Source organism: Burkholderia sp. BCC0398, from assembly GCF_902833245.1.
Lineage (GTDB): Bacteria > Pseudomonadota > Gammaproteobacteria > Burkholderiales > Burkholderiaceae > Burkholderia > Burkholderia sola.
This window is the reverse complement of record NZ_CADFEM010000001.1, coordinates 541,134-563,033: the sequence shown is the minus strand read 5'-3', so window position 1 is coordinate 563,033 and position 21,900 is coordinate 541,134. Positions and strand designations below refer to the sequence as shown.

Below are 21,900 nucleotides of genomic sequence, written 5' to 3'. Positions count from 1 at the left end.
GTTCCCTCTGTCGTCTTTGTTGTTACAATGCCGGCCCGGCCTCGTTGCCGGGGTGGCGTGTAGCACGCTTTGCTTCTCGTCTGGGCCCCTAGCTCATGCTTGGTTAGAGCAGCGAACTCATAATTCGTTGGTGCCGGGTTCGACTCCCGGGGGGCCCACCAGATTCGCTTCCACGGTTGTCCGGGGAAGCCGCGAAACCCGCGATGCCGCACGGCGTCGCGGGTTTTTCTTTGGGGTGCGGGACGCATGTGTCGACCGTATTGAACGCGTTCGCGCCGGCGCCGCCTGTCGCATCTTCGCCACCGCGGAAACACGGAAAGCGTGCGGCCCCGATATCAATCGAAGTATGCTGTGGCGCGATCCGGTCGCACGCTGCTCCGTCGCGCGCGCACCGATGACCCGCGCCGCGCTCCGTCCGGCAGCCAGAACAAACACAATCCGACTTCGCCCGACAGTGGGGGCGGCCAACATGATCATGCTGCGTTCGTGGGGTGCGATTCTGTCGTTGTTGATGCTTGTCGCGTGCGCGAGCCTGCCGCCGCAGGCCGACCGCGCGCCGACGTATGCATTCACCGATACCGACGATACGCGCCTCGGCGCGGCATTTCGCCAGCAGGCTGCCGCGCATCCGGGGCAGGACGCGTTTCATTTGCTGACCGATCCGGTCGACGCGCTGGACGCGCGCGTGCTGCTCGCCGACCGCGCCGATCGCTCGCTGGACCTTCAGTACTACATCTGGCACGACGACCTGACCGGCCACGAACTGGCCGATGCGGTCATGCGTGCGGCCGATCGCGGCGTGCGCGTGCGCGCGCTGCTCGACGATCTCGGCACCAACGCGGACGACCGCAAGCTGCTCGAGATCAGCGCGCATCCGAACATCGAGATCCGGCTGTTCAATCCAGTGGCCACGCGCCGGTTCAAGAAGATCGGCACCGTATTCGAGTTCTCGCGCGTCAACCGGCGCATGCACAACAAGGCGATGATCGCGGACAACCAGGCGGCGATCGTCGGCGGTCGCAATATCGGCGATGAATATTTCGGCGCATCGTCGATGCTGGAATTCGGCGATCTCGACGTCGTCGTTCACGGCCCGGTCGTGAAGGACATCTCGACCGAATTCGATACGTTCTGGAATTCGCCGTATGCGTATCCGGTCGATACGCTGGTCGGGCACGATGCGGCGCCGGGCGGGCTCGACCGCGAGCGCGAACGGTTGCGCGACTACCTGAGGGCGATGGAAGACAATCCGTACGTGCTCGAGGCACGCCAGCGGCTCGACCGGATCGTTCACGGGCAGGGCACCGAATTGTCGTGGGGGCATGCGACGGTGCTGTACGACGATCCGTCGAAGATCGTGCACCCGCCGAAGGACCGCGACGGGCACCTGATGCCGCAGTTGCGTGCGCTCGCGTTGCAGCCGCAGCACGACCTGCTGATCGTGTCGCCGTATTTCGTGCCGGGCAAGGATGCCGTCGAGCGGCTGCGCGCGCTCGTGGCGCGCGGCGTGCGCGTGACGGTGCTGACCAATTCGCTCGCGTCGACCGACGTGGCGGCCGTGCATGCCGGCTACCGCCGCTATCGAAGCGATCTGGTGAACGCGGGCGTGCGGCTTTACGAGCGCCGGCCATCGGGCGACAAGAGCATTTCGAAGCAGGTCATCATCGGCTCGTCGCGTGCGTCGCTGCATGCGAAGACCTACGTGTTCGATCACACGAGCATTTTCATCGGGTCGATGAATCTCGATCCACGCTCGCTGAACCTCAATACGGAGATCGGCCTTTACTGCGAGAGCCCGGCGATCGCATCCCAGGTGGCCAACGATCTGGAAGCGCGGCTCGACCAGATCGCATGGCGCGTGGAAGCGAGAACCGACGCGGCTGGCAAAGGGCGGCTCACGTGGGTTCAGACGGACGCGGACGGGAAGGTCACCGAGATCGACCACGAGCCGGAGGTATCCGCCGGGCGGCGGATGGAAGTGTGGTTCCTCGGGCTGTTTCCGATCGAATCGCAACTGTGAGCGATGCTCAGCGCCGCGCGCGGCGGTGCTCGTCGATGACGGCTGCGAACTGCATCGCGGCTGTCTCGATCGTCGCGTCGCTCAGCCCTGAATAGCCGAGCACGAAGCCGTTGTAGCGGCGGCCGTTGCCGCGGCGGCCGTCGCCGATGCAGTAGCTGCTCAGCGGTTGCAGCAGCAAGCCATGGGCGGCGGCAGTGCGCGCGACGTCGGTATCGTGCAGCGGCATCGCGAGATCCGCGGAAAGATGCATGCCGCCCGGGCTTTCCCGCACGCTCAGCGACGTGCCGAGATGGCGGGCGAGCGCCGCTTCGAGGCTGCTGCGCCGGTCCGCATAGCGCGCCCGCATCTTCCGCAGATGCCGCGCAAATAGGCCGGTATCGATGAATTCAGCCATCGCCAGCTGGTCGGCCGGGTGGCCGCGATGGACGAGTTCGCGCAGCGTTCGGGTGAAGCGTTCGACCAGCACCGGCGGCACCACCATGAAACCGAGCCGCAGCGCCGGAAACATCGTCTTGCTGAACGTGCCGAGATAGCACACCGGCGCGTCCGCCTGTAGGCCCTGGATCGCGGGCAGCGGCTGGCCGCCGCGACGGAACTCGCTGTCGTAGTCGTCCTCGATGATCCACGTGCCGCATGCACGGGCATGCTCGACGAGCGCCGCGCGCCGCCGGGGGCTCATCAGCGTGCCGAGCGGGTACTGGTGCGACGGTGTCGTATAGATCAGCCGGGGCGGGTGGGTGCGCCACTGCGCGTCGGTTGGCGCCATGCCCTCGCGATCGACCTCGATCGGCACGGGAGTCAGGCCGGTCGAGCGGAACGCAGTCCTCGCGCCGTTGTAGCAAGGGTTCTCGAGCCAGCCGTATTCGCCGGGATTCGCCAGCATCCGCGCGCACAGTTCGAGGCTGCCCTGCGTGCCGTCGGTGATGAATACCTGCGCCATGTCGCAGCGCACGCCGCGCGACACGCGAATGTACGCGGCCACCGCGCGCCGCAATTCGGGCAATCCTTCGACCGGACCGTACGCCAGCCGGGCGGGCGTGATGGTCTTCCATGCGCGCTCGACGCAGCGGCGCCACTGGGCAACCGGGAATTCGTCGAGGGACGGGAGGCCGGGAACGAACGGCAACATGCGTTCGGGCTCGGGATCGGCGTTCTCCAACCCTTGCACGCGCGCCGACAGGTGAACCGGCGCAGGGCCGTCTTCCTGTCCGGCGCCCGGGCGGCCGCATCCGTCCCATCGCGTGATCGTGCCGTTGCGCGTGGCCGCCACGAAGCCTTCCTCGGCAAGACGCTCGTACGCATAGACCGCGGAATTGCGCGCGATGCCCAGCTCGGCCGCGAGCACGCGGGTCGACGCGAGCCGCGTGCCGGGCGGAAGCTGCCCGTCCAGCAGCATGTCGCGCAGGCTCCGGTAGAGCGCTTCCTGCTGGCTATGGGTTGTCGCGCCGTCCTGTCTGGCAAGCGATGAGATGAGCAGCGCGAGATCCATGGGCTGGTTCCAGAAATTTTCCTTGTGCTGGTTCTTTCGAAGACGCGTCGCGCGTCGTATCGTTCATGCTTGCGCGGCGCAGGCCGGTTCGCACACATGGCTGGCGATCGGCGCAACTCGCGGTGTGCGCGTATTTTGCTCGATTCGGCGCGCGACTGTCGATGGGCGGGGCAACCACGCGCTGAGACACGGATACGGCACGATGCCGATACAATTCATTTCGCAGTACAGATATATATGAGCAACCAGACCACTCTCTCTTCCACGCCGCGCACGACCATTCGCCGTCTGCCTGAACTGGCGAGTCGCGATCGCACGATGCTCTACCGCATCGTGGACGACGCGTACGTCTGTCACATCGCGTTCGGCGACGGGCAGAACACGCACTGCATTCCGACCGCACACTGGAGGACGGGCGATGCGCTCTATATCCACGGGTCCAACGGCAGCCGAATGATCAAGGCGCTGTCGGTCGGCGCGCAGGCTTGCGTCGCGATGACGCTGCTGGACGGTCTCGTGCTGGCCAGGTCCGCCTTCAACCATTCGATGAATTATCGATCGGCGGTGATCTACGGGCCGTTCGACGTGGTCGAAGGCAGTGAGGAAAAACTCGCCGCGCTGGATGCGTTGATGGACAAGATCGCGCCGGGCCGCAAGCATGAAGCGCGGCCGGGCAATTCGAAGGAAATCAATGCGACCAGCGTGCTGCGGATTTCGATGGCGGAAGCGGCCGTGAAAATCAGCGATTCGCTGCCGTCCGACAAGGAAGAGGATCTCGGGCTGGCGGTGTGGGCCGGGATCCTGCCGCTGAAGACGATACGCGGCGCGCCGGTGCATGCGGGCGGCACCGTGCCGGTGCCGGATTATGTCCGGGACTGGGCCGATTGAGCGGCGCGGCGGGGCTCGCATCGGAGAGGCGAGATGACGCCGCATGCAGAAAACCCGCGATGGCTTCGCAGCCTTCGCGGGTCGTCAGACGCGGTTGCGTACGATACGTCGCGCTTGCGCAACCGCAACGGTCAGCGACTCATCAGCGCGCGAAATCCGACGTGCTCTGGATGAACGCGTTCAGCTTCGAGATGTTCACGCTGCCGAAGCCCGTCGTCGCATCCCAGCCGGCCTTCGCCTTGTAGCCGTAGGTGCCGCTGCCGTTGTTGCCGGACGTGACGTCGTGCAGCAGCGCCGCGTTGGTCGGGAAGTACTTGTAGATGCTCGACGCGGGGAACCCGAGCGCATTGTTGTTGGCCGACTGCAGCCGCGCCCAGATGCCCGTGAAGATCGGCGCGGCGAGGCTCGTGCCGCCTTCGTTGTTCAGGTACCCCGAGCCCCACAGCGTGTCGGACGTCTGACCGTTCACGACGAGAATCGCACCCGTGCGCAGGTCGGCGTCGAAGCCGACGTCGGGCAGCGCACGCTTGGTCGAGCCGGTGAGGGTCGACGATTGCCACGTCGGCGCGGCCTCGTACTTGCTGTACCCGCCGCCCGTCGACCACACGGTGCCCGACTGCCAGCTCGGATCGTTCCAGACGATTTCGCTGTTGTACGCATTGGTCGACGTATTCGTGAACAGCGTCGTGCCGCCGACCGCGATCACGTACGGCGACGTGGCCGGCTCGCTCACCGTGTAGGTCGAGCGCGACGGCTTGCCGCTCGCGCATTCGTACGCGCCGTGATCGCCGGCGGACACCGAGAAGGTCTGCCCTTGCGCGACCGCCTGCTTGAAGATGGTGTCGTCGGTCGCCTGCGAGCCGGTACTGTACGCGGACGATTCGCACACGCCGAGCGATACGTTGATCACCTTCGCGACGTTGTCGGTCACGGCCTTGTTGTACGCGGCGGTGATCGCGGTGAGCGTCATCGACGGCGCGACGTAGAACACGACCTGCTTCACGCTGCCGCCGGCCGTGCCGACGATCGACTGGCTGTCGAGGTTCCACTCGACGGTGCCGTCGGTGTCGGTGTACGAGCTGCCGGCCGGGCCCGTCTTCACGATGCTGCTGCTGATCGTGCCGAGGCCGTTGTTCGCGGCGAACGTATTGAGGTCGCTCACCGTCTGCGACAGATCGCCTTCGGAGATGATGCCGACCGTGGTCTGCGAAGCCGTCGGCGTGCCGTCGCCGCCGTAGATCGACGAGAACTCGGTAGGGTTGTGCGGCACCGCCGACGCGCCGGCCGGGATCGTCAGGTTGCTGGTGTTGCCTTGCGGCGTGCCGCCCGCGCCCGTATGCACGAGCTCGACGTTCTGCAGGCCGAGCACCGCGCCGACGACGTTGCCGATCGCGTTCGGCACTTGCGCGGCGTCGGTGTTCGCATAGACGCTGCGGCCGTTGCGCGTGAAGCGCTTGAGGGTCGTGCGGAATGCGGACTGGACGGTCCCCGCGGTGCCGGACGCGGAGACCAGCAGCCGGTTCGGCGCGACCACGATATTCACGAAGCCGGCCTTGCGCAAGTGGGCGACGACGGACGCGACCTGCTGGTCGGTCGGTGCGTATTGCGCGGCGAATTGCGCAGGCGTGAGGAACTGCCGGTAGTGCGGCGAGCCGGGCGTGTGCAGGTCGCGCAGGTATTGGTCGAGCTGGGCTTCGTTGCGCAGGTTCAGCCCGAGCACGATGTCCACCGATTCGCCGGGCGCCATGTCGATAGCCGACGCGGCAGCGGCTGCCGTGCTCGCGGCGGGCGCGCCGGCCGTGCCGGCTTCGTTCTGCTGCACGAGCGGCAGGAACCCTTTGGTGCGCGTTTCCGTCCAGCCGGCCGCAGGCGCGGCATGGGCGGTCGCCATGCCGAACGAAGCGGCGGCGGCCGCGGCGGCGAGTGCGAGATTGACGGCGCGAATGTGCTTTTGTTTCTTGTTTGCAACCTGATTCATTTGAATTACCCCTCCGGTTGAACAACGAACGGCACGAACAACAACGGTCGACAGCGGTGCGGGTCATGCACCGCCGTTTTCTGTCGCATACGGGCGGATGGCACGGACGCGACAGGGCCTTTCGCCCGATCCGGAAAGCGGGTTTTCTCCGGAGGCGAAATACGGAAAACGCGGTAACGGGAAGGCTGCGCCGCAGGGCGGGGCAGTCGCGCCGGAGTCGGCGCGGGCGGGATTGCTAGAGCAACAGCTTCGGTGTCCTGCTCATTTGATTCGGTCCTTCGGCCCGCTGCCGGATGGCAGCCGTCCAGTGAAATGCATCGGGATACTGCACGCGCCGGCGGACGAACGAATCATTCGGCGGCGCGTACTTCGGTGCAGCGGAAGCGAAAAAATGTGGAGCGGAATCGATTACGTGGCGGGCAATCCGTCGGATTGCTTGCATCGGACGGTATCAAGAACGAAAGCGCGATGTCAAACTTTTTCTGATTATATGAAACAAAATTAAATCGAATAAGGCGCAATGATTTTGAAAGATCGGCGGCATTTTGTAATGTTCGAAACCGGTAACGCAGGTAATGCCGAAAGCGACTCGCCGATCCTTTCCGATGCGTGTTGAAACGGCCGTTCGTTATCGAGGAAATGTTCGAATCGCCGGCGCCTGTCGTTCGGCCACCTGAAGGTCTTCGACGCACCGGAACAGCGCGTCGACATGCTGAAGCAGCGCGTCGTGAGAGGCAGCGTGCGCATCGGTGGCGAGCACCTTGATGGCGTCGAGCCGGGTTTGGAGTTCAGTGAGCTGGGTGCGCGTGACGCGGTTGCGGCCGGCGACGGGGGCTGCCGCATCAGGTGGATTCGTCGATTGCATTGGATGAGTCATCTCATTGAAGTGCTCGATGAAGCGCGCGAGGTCGGCCGGGCAGCCGTCGCGGGAAACCGTGCGCGCCGACCGATCGCCGGCCACGATCACTGCGCGCCCCGCAGCCGGTAGCCGACGCCGCGCATCACTTCCGGCATGCCCGGTGCGCCGGCCTGTTCGAGTTTCTTGCGCAGCCTGCAGATGTGGCTGTCGACCGTGCGTTCCAGCGCGCTCACGTCGGCCATGCACGCATCGAGCAACTCGCCGCGCGTGAACACGCGGCTCGGCGATCTCGCCATGTGCGCGAGCAGCCGGAACTCCGTCAGCGTCAGCGTGATCGGCACCTCGGTGTCAGCCGTGCGCACGCGGGCCAGATAGCTGTCGGTATCGATCTCCAGGTCGCCGACGCGCAGCATGCGCTGGGCCGGCGGCGCGGCGGACCGGCGCAGGATCGCGCGCAACCGCGCGACGACCTCGGCCGGGTTGAACGGCTTGACGATGTAGTCGTCCGCGCCGGCGTGCAGCGCCTGCAGCCGGTCGAGGTCGCGATCGAACGCGGTGACGACGACGACGGGCGTGTTGTCGCGCCGCCGCAGCTCGGCGAGCACGTCCCAGCCGTTTTTCTGCGGCATCTTCACGTCGAGCAGGATCAGGTCGGGCTTCAGGTGCGGCTGCATGTCGAGCACCGCTTGGCCGTCGGCGACTCGGCAGGTGCGAAAGCCGTCGCGTTTCAGGTACGCATCGAGGATGTCCGAGATGTCGGGCTCGTCTTCTGCAATCAGTATCAGGGAATTCGTCATGGAGTGTGCCGTGCGATGTCGAACAATCGGGGCGGCCCATTGCCGGGCGCGGGGCGCGCCGTTCTGCCACGCTGCTGCGCGGGCGGAGCGGCGCCGTTCGTTCAGTTCTGCACCACGTGCTTCGACGGTGCGACGTCCTGGTCCGTCAGGCCGCCGCCGAGGGCCTTGTACAGCGCAACGGCATTGCCGAGCTCGCTGCGGCGCAGGTCGAGCAGCGCCTGCCGTGCCGCATAGAGCTGCCGCTGCGAATCGAGCAACTCCAGCCGCCCCTCGACACCGGCGCGATAGCGCAGATTCGACAGGTCGGTGCGGCGCTCGGCCGAGCCGACCACGCGCGTCTGCGCGTCGATCTGGCGGCCGAAGGTTTCGCGTCCGGCGATGCCGTCGGCCACTTCGCGGAACGCGGCCTGGATCGCGCGTTCGTATTCGGCGACCGCGCCGGACTTGCGCACTTCCGCGAGGCGCAGCTCGGCACGCAGCCGGCCGCCCTGGAAGATCGGCACCGTGACCTGCGGCGCGAAGCTCCATACGCGCTGCCCGCCGTCGAACAGGCTGCCCATCGCGGGGCTGAGGAAGCCGATCGACGACGTCAGCGACAGGCGCGGGAAGAACGCGGCGCGCGCGGCGCCGATGTCCGCATTCGCGGCGACGAGGTTTTGTTCGGCCTGCTGGATATCCGGGCGACGGAACAGCAGTTCGGACGGCAGGCCGGCCGGCAATTGCGTCATCATCGGTTGCTGCTGAAGCGGCAGCGGCTCGGGCAGATCCTTCGGCAGTTCGGCGCCGACCAGCACGCGCAGCGCATTGCGCGCCTGCTCGACGGCGCGCGTGCGCGCTTCGAGATCGGCCGTCGCGCTCGCGACCTGGCCTTCGGCCTGCGCGATGTCGACGCCGCTCGCCTGATGCGCTTCCTTCAGGCGGCGCGCGAGATCGAGCGACTGCCGCCAGTCGGCGAGCGTGCGCTCGGACAACTGGCGTTGCTCGTACGCGAGGCGTTCCGCGAAGTACGCGTCGGCCACGCCGCCGACGAGCGAGATCTGCACCGCGCGGCGGCCGTGATCGGTCGCGAGGTAGCGTGCGAACGCGGCATCCGACTGCGACTTCACGCGGCCGAACAGGTCGATCTCGAACGCGCTGATGCCGACGTTCACGCCGTACTGGTTCTGCGTCGTGCCGAACAGCGGCGGATTCGACTGCGTGTCGTCCGACGTACGCTGGCGCGTGAAGTTCGCGCCGGCGCCGATCGACGGCAGCCGCGCGGCGCGCTGGATGCCGTACTGCGCCTCGGCGGCCTCGACGTTCAGCGCCGCCACGCGCAGGTCGCGGTTGTTGTCGAGCGCGAGCTCGATCAGGCGCTGCAGGCGGCGGTCGCCGAACATCGTGCGCCAGCCGAGGTCGGCGGCATTCGCGTCGAGATCGGCGGCCGCGGCGGCGGTGTAGGCCGTCGGCACCGGCATCGAGGGTTTGACGAGCGTCGGCGCGAGCGAGCAGGCCGACAGCGCGAGGACGAGGGGAAGAATAAGCAATCGCATGGCATCAACCTTCCTGTCCGTGAGTCGGGGCGGCCGGCTGCTTGCGGGACGTCCGCCATGCGCCGATGCGCTCCTGGATGCTCATCACGAACACAAAGAAAACAGGGACGAAGAAAATGGCCAGGACCGTCGCGGTCACCATGCCGCCGAACACGCCGGTGCCGATCGCATGCTGCGTCTCGGCGCTGGCGCCGGTCGCGATCATCAGCGGCACGACGCCGAGGCCGAACGCGAGCGAGGTCATCAGGATCGGGCGCAGGCGCAGCTTCGACGCCTGCACGGCTGCCTCGATCAATCCCTTGCCTTCCTCGCGCAACTGCTTCGCGAACTCGACGATCAGGATCGCGTTTTTCGCGGACAAACCGATCACGGTGATCATCCCGACCTTGAAGAACACGTCGTTCGGCAAGCCGCGCAGCAGCACCGCGCCGATCGCGCCGATCAGGCCGAGCGGCACCACCAGCATCACCGACAGCGGAATCGACCAGCTTTCGTACAGCGCGGCGAGCACCAGGAACACGACGATCATCGACAGCACCATCAGCATCGGCGCCTGCGACGCCGACTGGCGTTCCTGCAGCGACTGGCCGGTCCACTCGACCGCGAAGCCCGGCGGCAGTTGCGCGGCGAGCCGTTCCATCTCGGCCATCGCCGCGCCGCTCGACTGGCCGGGGGCGGCGGTGCCCGAGATCCGTGCGGACGGATAGCCCTTGAAGCGCACCATCTGCAGCGGCGTGTCGGCCCACACCGGGCGCACCACCTCGGACAGCGGCACCATGCCGCCGGCCGCGTTGCGCACGTACAGCTTCATCACGTTGTCGATCTGCATGCGCGCCGGCGCGTCGGCCTGGATGATCACCTGCTGCATGCGGCCTGCGTTCGGGAAGTCGTTCACGTAGGTCGAGCCCATCGCAGTCGACAGCGTGTCGCTGAGCGTCGTGAACGACACGCCGAGCGCCTGCGCCTTCGCGCGGTCGATCTCGAGGCGGATGCTCGTGCCGGCCGGCAGGCTGTCCGGGTACACGCCGGTCACGACCTTGCTTTGCGCGGCGAGTTCGAGCAGCTTGACTTCCGCTGCCTTGAGCGCGGCCGTGCCCTGGTTCGCGCGGTCTTCCAGACGCATCGAGAAGCCCGAGCTGTTGCCGAGCTCGTCGATCGCCGGCGGCAGCAGGCTCATCACCGTGCCTTCGGTCACGCCGGCCATCGCCTGCTGCGCGAGCATGCCTTCCTCGAGCGTCGATGCGCCGCCGCGGTTCTTCCAGTCCTTCATCACGGACCAGTTGATCGCCGCGTTCGGACCCTGGCCCGAGAAGCCGTAGCCGATCACGGAAATGCTCGACTGGATTGCCGGACGCGAAGCAAGATGCTTCTCCAGCGTGTTGACCACGTCATGCGTGCGCTCGGCGGTAGCGTCCGCGGGCAGCAGAAAGCTGGTGATGAAGTAGCCCTGGTCCTCGTCCGGCAGGAACGACGACGGCAGGCTGCGGAAACCGAACACCAGTGCGCCCGCGATTGCGACGAACACGAGCATCACGCGGCCGGTGCGGCCGACCAGGCGGCCGACGCGCGTCTCGTACCAGGTCGTCAGGCGATCGAAGCGGCGGTTGAACCAGCCGAAGAAGCCGCGCTTTTCGTGATGGCCCGGTGCGAGCGGCTTGAGCATCGTCGCGCACAGGGCCGGCGTGAGCGTCAGCGCCAGCAGCGCGGAGAACAGGATCGACACGGCCATCGACAGCGTGAACTGCTTGTAGATCACGCCGACCGAGCCGCTCGCCATCGCCATCGGCAGGAACACCGCGGTCAGCACCAGCGTGATGCCGATGATCGCGCCGGTGATTTCCTTCATCGCCTTCGACGTCGCGTCCTTCGGCGACAGCCCTTCCTCGGCCATCAGGCGCTCGACGTTCTCGACGACGACGATCGCATCGTCGACGATGATGCCGATCGCGAGCACCATGCCGAACATCGTCAGCACGTTGATCGAGAAGCCGGTCAGCAGCATCACCGCAAAGGTGCCGAGCATCGCGACCGGCGCGACGATGGCCGGGATCAGCGTATAGCGCACGTTCTGCAGGAACAGATACATCACGAGGAACACGAGCACCATCGCCTCGAACAGCGTGGCCAGCACCTTCTCGATCGAGATCTTCACGAACGGCGACGTGTCGAGCGGGATCGAATAGCTCATGCCAGACGGCATCGACTTGCTCAGTTCAGCCATGCGCGTGCGGATCGCGTCTGCGGTCTTCACCGCGTTGGCGCCCGGTGCGAGCTGGACGCCGGCGAGGGTGGCCGGCTTGTTGTTCTCGCGGCTCACGAACATGTAGTTTTGCGAACCAAGTTCGACGCGCGCGACGTCGCCGAGCACGACCTTCGAGCCGTCCGCGTTCGCGCGCAGCACGACCTTCGCGAATTCCTCCGGCGTCGTGAGCTGACCTTGCGCGGTCAGCGGCACGGTCACGCGCTGGCCCGGCAGCGCGGGCAGCGCGCCGAGGCTGCCCGGCGCGATCTGCACGTTCTGCTGGCCGATCGCGGTCGTCAGGTCGTTCATCGACAGGCCGAAATTGATCAGCTTCTGCGGATCGACCCAGATGCGCATCGCGCGCTCGGAGCCGAATTGCAGCACACGCCCGACGCCGTCGATGCGCCGCAACTCCTCGGACACGCTGCGCGCCATGTAGTCGGCGAGCGCGCCTTCGTCGAAGCGGCCGCTGTCGGAGCGCAGGCCGATCAGCATCAGGAAGCCGGACGATGCGGATTCGACGATCAGCCCGTTCTGGCGCACCGCGGCAGGCAGGCGCGGCTCGATCGACTTGATCTTGTTCTGCACGTCGACCTGCGCCATCTCAGGATTAGTGCCGGGCTTGAACGTGACGGTGATCTGCGCGCCGCCGGACGTGTCGGCCGACGATTCGAAGTACAGCAGGTTCTTGACGCCGGACAGTTCGCGCTCGATGAGGCTCAGCACGCCGTCGTTCATCGTCTGCGGCGTGGCGCCGGGATAGGTTGCGGTGATCGTGACGGACGGCGGCGCGACCGACGGATAGCGCGCGACCGGCAATTGCGGGATCGCGATCAGCCCCGTCAGGATGATGAAGAGCGCGATCACCCACGCAAACACCGGGCGTCGGATAAAGAATTCAGCCATGGCTGGAGGCTCCTCGTGACTCAGTGCGCGGACGCGGTGGCGGCCGCGTCAGGCGACTTCCAGTCGGTCGCGGCCGCCGGCGCGCCGTCGGTCAGGCGTTCCATGCCTTCGACGACGATCTTCTGGCCGGCCTGCAGGCCCGACTTGATGCGGTAGCTGCGGTTCGTCAGTTCGCCGACCTCGACCGCCTTCAGGTGCGCGATGCCCTTTGTGTCGAGCACCCACACCTGCGGCTTGCCGCCGGCGCGCACGATGGCCTGCTGCGGCACCATCACCGCGTTCGCGTAGTGCGCGCGCGGAATCCGGGCACGCACGTACATGCCCGGCAGCAACTGGCGCTTCGGGTTGTCGACCAGCACGCGCAGCAGCACGTCGCCGGTGCCCGGATCGACGTTGACGCCCGAGAACAGCATGCGGCCCTTCACGTCGTAGCGGGTGTCGTCGTCGCGCAGCACGTCGACCGGCAGGCCGTTGCGGTCCGACGCTTGCGGCTGCGACGCGAGCGCGCCGCGCAGCGCTTCGAGCGACGCGGCCGGCTGGCGCACGTCCACGTACACCTGGTCGATCTGCTGGATGCGCGCCATCGGCTGGCTGTCGCCGCTCGACACCAGCGCGCCTTCGGTCACGAGCGCCTGGTCGATGCGGCCGGCGATCGGCGCTTCCACGGTCGCGAACTTCAGGTCGAGCTGGCGGCGCGCGAGCGTCGCGCGGGCCTGCGCGACGTCGGCCGCGGCCTGGTCGCGTTGCGATACGGCGTCGTCGTACACTTGGCGGCTGATCGCATCGGCCTCGACGAGCGGCTTGAAGCGTGCGGTCTGCACCTTCGCGCGTTCGAGCGCGGCCTGTGCCCGCTGCAGCGACGCGGCGGCGGTATCCATCTCGGCCTTGAACGGCGCCGGATTGATCTGGAACAGCGGCTGGCCCACGCGCACTTCGGTGCCTTGTTCGAACAGCCTGCGCTGCACGATGCCGCTCACCTGCGGCCGGATCTCGGCCACCCGCACGGCCGCGACGCGGCCCGGCAGGTCTTCGGTCACGTCGACGCGCATGGCGGTCACGGTCATGGCCGCGACCGGAGTGGCCGGTGCGGCGGCCTGCTGCTCGGCCGGCCCGCAACCCACCAGCATCGCCGCCACCAGCGCGCATACGGCGCCGTGGCAGCATCGTTTCTGATTCTTCATAGCGACTCCAGGAAGCGCAGGCAGCCCACTGCCTGCTTTGACGGGGCGGAGTGTGCTTGGATTAGTTGGGGGCTTTGATGCGGAAAGATGGAGATTCGATGGAGGCGGCGAAAGGCGCCGAAAGGAGGGGGAGCCGAAGCGGAACGCCCGGACGAACAGGGGGCGGCGCGGTGTTCATGCGCGCGGTGTTTCGGCTCGATGCGCGCGTCGGTTCGCGTTGGTGTTTAAAGATCGAGCCGGCAGGGCGGCCGGGCGGACTGGTCGACGAGGCGGTGCGTCTGCGCTGGCTGGCGACGACGGGACCGCTGGGCGCACACGTGCGCGACAGGGCGTGGGCATCGCGTGATGGCGACGCGGATGGAGGTCAGCGAATGGGTCGCGCCATTTGACGCGTAGTCGCGCTACTGTTTTGCGCCGGCCTTCCGCAGTGCGTCCGCGGCATACATGTTGTCGTGCGTCAGCGCGAGCTGAAGCAGCGACTGGCCGCGCCGGTCGACATGGTTCGGATTCGCGCCATGCGCCACGAGCAGCGGAATCAGCTCGAAGCGGTTGAACAGCGTCGCGAACCCCAGCGCGGTTTCGCCGGCGCCGTTCGTCTGGTCGATCGGGCAGCGCGTGTCGATCAGGCGTCGCGCGATGTCGGGTTCGTTCCTGAACAGCGCACCCATTAGTGCGGTGTTGCCGTGACGATCGCCGGCGCACGCATCGGCGCCGACCGACAACAGGTAGTCGAGCGCCGCGGGCTGGCCGTCGTACGACGCGAGGATCACGGCCGTGTAGCCGTGGCTGTCGGTCGCGTCGACCGGATAGCCGGCGTCGTGCAACGCGCGCAGGATATCGACGCGGCCGACGCGCGCCGCGTCGAACCAGTCGTCGTCATAGCGGCGCAGCGCGGCAGGGTCGGCCTTGCCGTACGTCGGCCGGTCGGGCAGGTGCGCGCAGCCGGCGAGCGCGGCCAGCGCGAGCGCCGCCGCGGCCGCGCGAATCGCGTGGGTGAAGCGTTCGGTTCGCATGGGGAAGTCCTGATGAAATGGCCGGGCCGACGTGGGCGGCGCGAGCGCACACGTCGGCAGCGACCGGAGCCGCGAGGGATCAGTTGTCGCTCAGCTTCGCCGCGAGCGACTGCACTTGCTGGACGTTCGCGTGAACGGCTTGCGCGAGACGCGTGCCGTAGTCGGCGTCGGCCTTGTAGAAGTACGACAGCATCGCGTACTGGTTCTGCGCGTTCTTCACCTGGCCGAGATCGCCGGACAGCGCGGTGACGAGGTCGTCCTTGTCCTGCTGCGACAGGCTGCGGTAGTACTCGCCGGCCTGACGGAACGGCAGCTTCTTGCGGATCGCTTCCTGCTGCGTCGTGCCGCTGAGCGCCATGCGGACCGACTTGTACTGCGGATCCTGCGCGAGTTCGTTCAGCGTCGACGGTTCGTAATTGACCTCGCCCTTGCGGTCGCCGGCATTCATCTTGCCGTCCTGGTTGTTGTTGACGACCGGCACGACCGGGCGGTTGATCGGCAGATCCATGTAGTTCGCGCCGAGCCGGTACAGCTGCGTGTCGGCGTACGCGAACAGGCGATCCTGCAGCATCCGGTCTTCGGACGGTTCGATCCCCGGCACGAGCCGCGACGGCGCGAACGCCGATTCCTCGGTCGACTGGAAGTAGTTGTCGGGCACGCGGTTGAGCGTCATCGTGCCGATCTTGCGTTCAGGTACGCCGGTCCACACCTTCGTGTCGTCGAGTGCGTCGAAGTCGAAGCGGTTCAGGTCCTTCGGCGTGAGCACCTGCACGTACAGGTCCCACTTCGGGAAATCGCCCTGTTTCAGCGCGCCGTACAGATCGTTCGTCATCAGGTTCCAGTCGCGACCGATCGATGCGGCGATTTCTTGCGGGCGCAGGCCGTGCACGCCTTGCTGGCTCTTCCAGTGGAACTTCACGTAATGCACGTCGCCTTGCGCATTGACGAACTTGAATGCATGCACCGCGAAGCCGTCCATGTGGCGATACGAATCGGGCATGCCTTCGTCCGTGTACAGCCGCGTCAGCATGTGGGTCGCTTCGGGCGTGTGCGCGAAGAAGTCGAACGCGAGGTTCGGGTCCTGCACGCCGGTCACGGCGCTCGGTTTGTTCGCGTGCACGAAGTCGGGGAACTTGATGCCGTCGCGAATGAAGAACACCGGCCAGTTGATGCCGACCATGTCCCAGTTGCCCTGCTGCGTATAGAACTTCACCGCGAAGCCGCGCGGGTCGCGCGCCTGCTCCGGCGAGCCGCGATAGCCCATCACGGTGGAGAAGCGCACGAACACCGGCGTGCGGGTGCCCGGCGTGAAGACTTTCGCTTTCGTCAGGTCGGAGATGTCGGCGCTCGGCACGAACTCGCCGAACGCGCCGGTGCCGCGCGCATGCACGACGCGTTCCGGAATGCGTTCGCGATCGAAGCGCTGCAGTTTCTCGATCAGCGCGGAGTCCTGCAGCAGTACCGGGCCGGCCGGGCCGGCCGTTTGCGAATTCTGGTTGTCGCCGACGGGCGCGCCGGTGTCGCGCGTGAGTTCGGCGGCGTACGGAGAGGCGGAGAGTGCGACGCAGATCGCGGCGACTGCGTGCCGCAGCACGCGATGGGAAGATGAGGACATGACGATGGAACTCCTTGAATCCGATCGGTGGTGGGGAAGCCGACTGAATTAGAAGAGATCGTCAGACGATTGGCTAATTGATATTCGATATGTTTTCGATAGCCGTGGGGCGATGCGGTGCGAGCCTGTTTGTTGCGCAAGAAACCAAGCCGTATTGTTGCGCGCGCAATGAGTTATTGCCGGATTGTTTCGATGAGGATGATGTATCGGCCGTGCATGATTTTCGGCCGCGCAGTCAACCGGCGCTTGCCTGCCATCCGAGCCCGAGGCTCTTCTGCACCGACACATAGTCCTTGATCAGTTCGGCCTGCCCGGCGATCACGTTCTGCTGCGCGGACAGCGCTTCGCGTTGCGTATCGAGCAGGTCGATCATCGACGCGACGCCCGCGCGATAGCGCTGGTCCATCAGCGTGCACGAATGCACGGCCGACGTCTGCACCTTCGTCAATGCGACGACGTGCTCGCGCTGATGCCCGTAACGCTGCAGTGCGGTATTGGCGTCCTGCAACGCACCGAGCACGGCCTTCTGATAATTCGCTTCCGCTTCGTCGCGCGACGCTTCGGCTGCGCGCACCGCGCCGCGCGTACGCCCGAAATCGAGAATGTTCCATTGCAGGTATGGTGCGCCCACCCAGGTGAAATTCTGCTTGCGGAACAAATGGCCGGGGTCGGTCGCGCTGAAGCCGAGATCGCCGAGCAACGTCACCTTCGGGAAATAGTCGGCGACGTGTTCGCCAATCTGCGCATTGCTCGATGCGAGCCGGCGTTCGGCCGCGCGGATGTCGGGGCGCTGTTTCAGCAGCGTGGCCGGATCGCCGATCGCGACGCTGCCGGGCAGCGTCGGCAATGCGGCGTCCAGAGTCGACAGCGCGGCGTCCAGCGCGCCCGGCGCGCGGCCCGTCAGGATCGCGAGCCGGTCGAGCGATTCGGTCACCTGGGCATCGAGCGGGATCAACGACGCGCGGGTGTTCTCGACCTGCGTGGTCAGCCGCTCGATGTCCGCATCGGCCGCGACGCCGCGCGCGCGCCGCTGCCGCGTGAGTTCGAGCATCTGCTGCTGCAATTGCGCGGTGCGCCGCGACAACGCAAGCCGTTGCTGCTGGTCGCGCAGGTCGACGTACGCATTCGCGACTTCGGCCGCGATCGACACCTGCGTGTCGGCGAGATCGGCATCGACGGCCTCGGCTTGCGCGGACGCGGCTTCGACCGCGCGGCGCGTGCCGCCGAACAGGTCGATTTCCCACGTCGCGTCGAAGCCCGCCGAATAGAGTTGCAGCGGGCCCGCGCCGCCGAGCGACGGCGACGTGCTGCCTGGTTGTTCCGAGCCGTTCGACGGCAGCAGCGAGCCGAGCGCGCCGACGTCCGGTTCGCGCATGCGGATGGCCGCGACGGTGGCCGACGATTTCGGCATCTGCGCGGCGCGCTGTTGCGAGAGCTGCGCGCGCGCCGCGCGCAAGCGCGCTTGCGCGGCGTGCAGGTCGGGGTTGTACACGAGCGCGGCAACGATCAGCTCGTCGAGCTGGCGATCGTTCAACGCGTGCCACCACGCGCTCGGCGCGGGCGCGGCGGTGTCGACGCCGGTGGCAGGCGCACGCACGAAGGTCGGCGCATCCGGCGCGGCGGGCGCGCCGCGATAGTCGGGGCCGACCGTGCAGCCGGCGAGCAGGCACGCGGCCACGCACAGGGTGAGCACGGGGCGGCGGGGCAGGGAGAAGGATTTCATCGCGTATGACGGGTCAATGGCCGGACGACATCGGTTGCGGGCCGCGCGGCGGCGTTCTCAGCAGCAGCGCGAGCGGCACGCAGGCGAGCAGCGCGAGGCCCAGCAGATAGAAGGTTTCTGAATAGGTCATGACGACGGCCTGGATCTGGATCTGCCGCGCGAACTGGCCGAGCGCGCGCATGTTCGAATACGCGAGATCGCCGGTGTGCGCGAACCAGTTGGCCGCATAGGCCGACAGGCGATCCTGACCGATCAGCGAGTTCGCGCTCACCGATTCGCGCAGCACGGCCGTATGGAAGGTCGTGCGGCGGTCGATCACGGTGCCGATGATCGCGAGCCCGATCGAGCCGCCGAGATTGCGCGCCATGTTGTAGAGCCCGGCCGCGTCGCCCGAGTCTTCGCGCGCGACGGCCGCCATCGACGCCTGGTTGAGCGGCATCATCGCGAGCATCTGCGCGAGGCCGCGGATCAGTTGCGACCACACGAAATCGTGGCCGACGCTCTGCGCGGTCAGGCTGATGTCGAGCATGCAGCTCAGGCAGAACAGCAGCAGCCCGGTGATCACGAGGATGCGGAAATCGACCTTGCCGAGCAGGCGCGGCAGGATCGGCATCACCAGAAAGGCCGGCAGCCCCGACAGCAGCATGATCGCACCGGCCTGTTCCGCGTTGTAGCCGGCGACGATCGCGAGGAACTGCGGTAGCAGGTAGGACACGCCGTACAGCCCGGCGCCCACCGCGGACACGATCACGATCACGCTCGCGTAACGCGGGTTGCGCATCAGCGACAGCCGCATGATCGGCCGCTTCGCGAAGCGCTGCGACAGCGCGATCAGGACCATCCCGACGAACGACACGACGCTTAGCGTGACGATCATCTGCGATTCGAACCAGCGTTCGCGCTGACCTTCCTCGAGCACGACGGTCAGCGAGCTCAGGCCGATCGCGAGGCCGAGGATGCCGAGCCAGTCCGCGTTGAAGAACGCACTCCATTGCGGGCGGTCCGACGGCAGGCCGAACACCAGCAGCGCCATCAGCAGCAGGCACACGGGCAGGTTCAGGAAGAAGCACCAGCTCCAGTTCACGTTTTCCGCGAGCCAGCCGCCGAGCACCGGACCGAACAGCGGCCCGAGCAGCACGATCAGGCCGAACAGCGTCATCCCGACCGGCAACTGCGACAGCGGCAGGCGGGTGCGGATGATCGTCTGCGCGGTCGGGATCAGCGCGCCGCCGGTGAAGCCCTGGCCGATCCGGCCGGCGATCATCATCGGCAGCGAATGCGACCAGCCGCACATCATCGAGAACGCGATGAACAGCGCGGAGTTCGTCAGCAGGAAATTGCGCAGCCCGAACACGCGCGTGAGCCACGCGGCGAGCGGGATCATCACGATTTCCGACATCAGGTAGCCGGTCGAGATCCACGTGCCTTCGGTGCCGGTCGCGCCGATTTCGCCCTGGATCTGCGGCAGCGCGGAATTCGTGATCGAGATGTCGAGCGTCGCCATCAGCGCGCCGAGCGCGCCGGCCGCGACCGCGATCCAGTCGGTCACGCTCGCGCGGCTTTCGTGCGGCGGCATGGGTATCGTGGCGGGCGTATCAGCCATGATGCTGCTCGTCGCGCACCGAGCGCGTATCGACGTCGACCGTCACCGACAGCCCGGGCAACAGCATGCGTTGCGCGCGAGCGTTCGCGGCGAGGCGGATGCGCACCGGCACGCGCTGGACGATCTTCGTGAAGTTGCCGGTCGCGTTCTCCGGCGGCAGCAGCGCGAACTGCGCGCCGGTGCCGGGCGCGAAGCTGTCGACGACACCGGACAGCGGGCCGTCCGGCAGCGCGTCGACGTGCAGCTCGACGGGCTGGCCGATGCGCATGTTGCCGATCTGCGTTTCCTTGAAATTCGCGACGAGATAGATCGAATCGACCGGCACGACGGTCAGCAGCCGCGTGCCGGGCTGCACGTATTGGCCGACGCGCACCGTCCGGTCGCCGACGCGGCCCGCGAGCGTGCTGCGCACGATCGTATTGTCGAGGTCGAGCTGCGCCTGCGCGGCGCTGGCCTGCGCGGCCTCGAGCTGCGCGCGCGCCTGCTGGAGTTGCGCGGTGAACGACGCGATCTGCGTGCGGGCGGCGGCGATGGACGCGTTGTTCGCGGCGAGCGTCGCCGCCGCCTGGTCGCGCGTGCTCTTCAGGTCTGCCACGCGTTCGTGCGTTTCGGCGCCGGTCGCCGCGAGCGGCGCATAGCGCGTGTATTCGTCGCTCGCATGCTGCGCGTTGATGCGCGACACCTTCGCCTGCGCGTCGACCTGGTCGAGATTCGCGCGCTGCTGGCTGATGTCGGCCTCGGCGCGCGCGATATCGGCGCGACGGGCGTCGACGGTCGCCTGCGCTTGCGCGAGCGCCACCTGGTACTGGCGGACATCGAGCCGCACGAGCGGATCGCCGGCCTTCACGGGCTGGTTGTCGCGCACGTAGACGTCGGTCACGTAGCCGGCGACCTTCGGTGCGGCGGTCATGCTGTCCGCCTGCAGGTACGCGTCGTTGGTGCTTTCGATGAAGCGGCCGACCGTCCACCAGCGGCCGAGCCACACCGCGCCGCCGACAGTCGCGAGCACGGCGACCGCGAGCAGGACGCGCCGCCTCGTTCCGCCGTTGCGAGGTTTTGTTCCGTTTTCCTGACGATCTGCTTTCTGTGGCGGGTCTTGTGGCGTCGACATGCGGGATCCAATTTATTCCAAGTGGAAGAATTATTCCAGTTGATAAAATTGTGTCAAGTAGAATGTCGATCGAGCGAATGACGAGGAAGGCATGAACGAAGCGAAGAAGCTGCGCCGCACGTCGGCGGGCGGCTACGCGCGCGGCGACGAAACGCGTCAGCGGATCATCGAGGCGGCGATCGAACTGTTCGGCGAACGCGGGTTCGCGGGCGCGTCGACGCGCGAGATCGCCGCGATGGCGGGCGTGAACGCGCCGGCGCTCCAGTACTACTTCGAGAACAAGGAAGGCGTGTACCGCGCGTGCGTCGAGACGATCGCCGAGCACGGCTGGCAGGTGTTCGCGCCGGCGGTCGGCCATGCGCGTGCGATGCTCGACGCCCACGCGAGCGTCGATGCGCTGATCGATGCGTTCATCGGGCTGCTGCGGGCGCTGTCGGACCGAATGTTCACCGCGCCGAAGACGATGAACCAGCGGATGTTCTTCGCGCGCGAGCAAGGCGGCCAGGAACCAGCGAGCGCGAGCGAAATCCTGATGAAGCGCATGCGCAAGCCGCTGAACGACGTGAGCGCGGAGCTGATCGGCCGCATCTCGGGGCGGCCGGCCGACGATCCCGTCACGCGGTTGCGCGCGCTGAGCCTGTTCGGGCAGATCACGGTGTTCCACATCGCGCAGCGTTCGGCGCTGCAGTTGCTCGAATGGGACGCGTTCGAGGGCGAACGCGCGGCGTTGGTGACCGACACGATTGCCGACCAGACGCGCGTGCTGCTCGAGCAATGGCATGCGCAGCGCGATGCGGGGGCCGCTGGTCCGGAAACCGCCGCGAAGCGCGGGCAGGGTGCCGCGGCGAAACGACGTGCGGCGAAGCCGGGGGCCGCACCGCCCGCCGCGAAAAGCACGGCGCGCGTGAAGAAGCCCGCCGCGCGTTGAGCGCCGCCGGTCACC

General features: G+C 67.0%; 15 protein-coding genes and 1 tRNA gene. 4 read left to right on the top strand and 12 right to left on the bottom strand.

Going from position 1 to position 21,900, the window contains the following annotated elements:
- Positions 1–82 precede the first annotated feature (82 nt).
- Positions 83–161 (top strand) — tRNA-Ile (locus tag HWX76_RS02460).
- 308 nt (positions 162–469) lie between these two features.
- Positions 470–2,020: a phospholipase D family protein gene (locus tag HWX76_RS02455; protein ID WP_176015433.1), complete on the top strand. Its 1,551-nt coding sequence runs from the start codon at positions 470–472 to the stop codon at positions 2,018–2,020.
- Positions 2,021–2,027: 7 nt separating this feature from the next.
- Here the strand turns inward: HWX76_RS02455 and HWX76_RS02450 are convergent, their stop codons facing one another.
- A complete protein-coding gene (locus HWX76_RS02450; RefSeq protein WP_089489140.1) occupies positions 2,028–3,509 on the bottom strand; it encodes a PLP-dependent aminotransferase family protein in 1,482 nt (493 codons plus the stop codon).
- 237 nt (positions 3,510–3,746) lie between these two features.
- On the opposite strand from HWX76_RS02450, the gene HWX76_RS02445 reads away from it, so the two are divergent.
- Positions 3,747–4,397 carry a pyridoxamine 5'-phosphate oxidase family protein gene (locus HWX76_RS02445; RefSeq protein ID WP_089489141.1) on the top strand — a complete coding sequence of 217 codons (651 nt, stop codon included), beginning with the start codon at positions 3,747–3,749 and terminating at the stop codon, positions 4,395–4,397.
- Positions 4,398–4,539: 142 nt separating this feature from the next.
- Here HWX76_RS02445 and HWX76_RS02440 read toward each other — a convergent pair whose 3' ends face one another.
- From HWX76_RS02440 to HWX76_RS02390, 11 genes are all read right to left on the bottom strand, one after another.
- Positions 4,540–6,375, bottom strand: coding sequence for a S53 family peptidase (locus HWX76_RS02440; RefSeq protein WP_124679689.1), 1,836 nt, complete (start codon positions 6,373–6,375; stop codon positions 4,540–4,542).
- A 628-nt stretch (positions 6,376–7,003) separates the two neighbouring features.
- Positions 7,004–7,342 (bottom strand): hypothetical protein, encoded by a 339-nt coding sequence (locus HWX76_RS02435; RefSeq protein ID WP_235356134.1) that lies wholly within the window; start codon positions 7,340–7,342, stop codon positions 7,004–7,006.
- Positions 7,339–8,031 carry a response regulator gene (locus HWX76_RS02430; protein ID WP_176015432.1) on the bottom strand — a complete coding sequence of 231 codons (693 nt, stop codon included), beginning with the start codon at positions 8,029–8,031 and terminating at the stop codon, positions 7,339–7,341. The genes HWX76_RS02435 and HWX76_RS02430 overlap by 4 nt, the downstream gene beginning before the upstream one ends.
- A gap of 101 nt (positions 8,032–8,132) precedes the next feature.
- On the bottom strand, positions 8,133–9,563 hold the full coding sequence (locus tag HWX76_RS02425; RefSeq protein ID WP_050011323.1) for an efflux transporter outer membrane subunit: 1,431 nt from the start codon (positions 9,561–9,563) through the stop codon (positions 8,133–8,135).
- A 4-nt stretch (positions 9,564–9,567) separates the two neighbouring features.
- Positions 9,568–12,711: an efflux RND transporter permease subunit gene (locus tag HWX76_RS02420; protein WP_176015431.1), complete on the bottom strand. Its 3,144-nt coding sequence runs from the start codon at positions 12,709–12,711 to the stop codon at positions 9,568–9,570.
- Positions 12,712–12,731: 20 nt separating this feature from the next.
- Positions 12,732–13,892: an efflux RND transporter periplasmic adaptor subunit gene (locus HWX76_RS02415; protein ID WP_050011321.1), complete on the bottom strand. Its 1,161-nt coding sequence runs from the start codon at positions 13,890–13,892 to the stop codon at positions 12,732–12,734.
- A 401-nt stretch (positions 13,893–14,293) separates the two neighbouring features.
- Positions 14,294–14,905 (bottom strand): ankyrin repeat domain-containing protein, encoded by a 612-nt coding sequence (locus HWX76_RS02410; RefSeq protein ID WP_176015430.1) that lies wholly within the window; start codon positions 14,903–14,905, stop codon positions 14,294–14,296.
- A 79-nt stretch (positions 14,906–14,984) separates the two neighbouring features.
- On the bottom strand, positions 14,985–16,520 hold the full coding sequence (locus HWX76_RS02405) for a catalase (protein ID WP_124630541.1): 1,536 nt from the start codon (positions 16,518–16,520) through the stop codon (positions 14,985–14,987).
- Between the two features lie 235 nt (positions 16,521–16,755).
- Positions 16,756–18,243, bottom strand: coding sequence for an efflux transporter outer membrane subunit (locus HWX76_RS02400; protein WP_124630540.1), 1,488 nt, complete (start codon positions 18,241–18,243; stop codon positions 16,756–16,758).
- Positions 18,244–18,256: 13 nt separating this feature from the next.
- Complete coding sequence (locus HWX76_RS02395; RefSeq protein ID WP_089489147.1) at positions 18,257–19,846, bottom strand: MDR family MFS transporter; 1,590 nt, start codon at positions 19,844–19,846, stop codon at positions 18,257–18,259.
- Complete coding sequence (locus tag HWX76_RS02390) at positions 19,839–20,957, bottom strand: HlyD family secretion protein (RefSeq protein ID WP_089489148.1); 1,119 nt, start codon at positions 20,955–20,957, stop codon at positions 19,839–19,841. The genes HWX76_RS02395 and HWX76_RS02390 overlap by 8 nt, the downstream gene beginning before the upstream one ends.
- A gap of 91 nt (positions 20,958–21,048) precedes the next feature.
- On the opposite strand from HWX76_RS02390, the gene HWX76_RS02385 reads away from it, so the two are divergent.
- On the top strand, positions 21,049–21,885 hold the full coding sequence (locus HWX76_RS02385) for a CerR family C-terminal domain-containing protein (RefSeq protein WP_050011315.1): 837 nt from the start codon (positions 21,049–21,051) through the stop codon (positions 21,883–21,885).
- Positions 21,886–21,900: the final 15 nt, after the last annotated feature.